We start from the raw sequence: 1,086 nt of genomic DNA, 5'->3' as shown, positions 1-1,086 counted from the left end.
GTGCGCCTGTGGCAGCGAGACGGCACTCTCATTGCTACTCTGGAAGGTCACCAGGATGATGTTACTCATGTAACCTTCAGCCCCAACGGAGACACCCTGGCTTCCGCTAGTAGAGACAACACCGTGCGCCTGTGGCTGCGCGACGGCACCCTCATTACTACCCTGGAAGGTCACCAGGATTGGGTGAATCAGGTAACGTTCAGCCCCAACGGAGACACCCTGGCTTCCGCTAGTAGAGACAACACCGTGCGCCTGTGGCAGCGCGACGGCACCCCCATCGCTACTCTGGAAGGTCACCAGGGTTGGGTTAATCATGTAACGTTCAGCCCCGACGGAGACACCCTGGCTTCTGCTAGTAGAGACGGCACCGTGCGCCTGTGGCAGCGAGACGGCACCCCCATTACCACTCTGGAAGGTCACCAGAGTTGGGTTAATCATGTAACGTTCAGCCCCGATGGAGACACCCTGGCTTCTGCTAGTTCCGACGGCACCGTGCGCCTGTGGCAGCGAGACGGCACCCCCATCGTTCCCCTAGAAGGTCACCAGAGTTGGGTTAATCATGTAACGTTCAGCCCCGATGGAGACACCCTGGCTTCTGCTAGTAGAGACGGCACCGTGCGCCTGTGGCAGCGAGACGGCACCCCCATCGCTCCCCTAGAAGGTCACCAGGATGATGTTAATGTAACCTTCAGCCCCGACGGAGACACCCTGGCTTCTGCTAGTTCCGACGGCACCGTGCGCCTGTGGCAGCGAGACGGCACTCCCATCGCTACTCTGGAAGGTCACCAGTATGATGTTACTCATGTAACCTTCAGCCCCAACGGAGACACCCTGGCTTCTGCTAGTGGAGACAACACGGTGCGCCTGTGGCAGCGAGACGACACCCCCATCGCTACTCTGGAAGGTCACCAGTATGATGTTACTCATGTAACGTTCAGCCCCGATGGAGACACCCTGGCTTCTGCTAGTTGGGATGGCACGGTGCGCCTGTGGCAGCGAGACGGCACTCCCATCGCTACCTTGGAAGGTCACCAGGGTCCGATTTTTCATGTAACGTTCAGCCCCGACGGAAACACCCTGGTCTCA

1 protein-coding gene is annotated in these 1,086 nt (G+C 59.0%); it reads left to right on the top strand.

Going from position 1 to position 1,086, the window contains the following annotated elements; translation table 11 throughout:
• The coding region (locus AS151_RS21910; protein ID WP_170861298.1) for a WD40 repeat domain-containing protein at positions 1-1,086 on the top strand (1,086 nt) is incomplete at both ends.

It is taken from the genome of Geitlerinema sp. PCC 9228 (genome assembly GCF_001870905.1).
Taxonomy (GTDB): domain Bacteria; phylum Cyanobacteriota; class Cyanobacteriia; order Cyanobacteriales; family PCC-9228; genus PCC-9228.
Note: the sequence above shows the minus strand (reverse complement) of the source record. Positions and strands in the feature narration are given on the sequence as shown.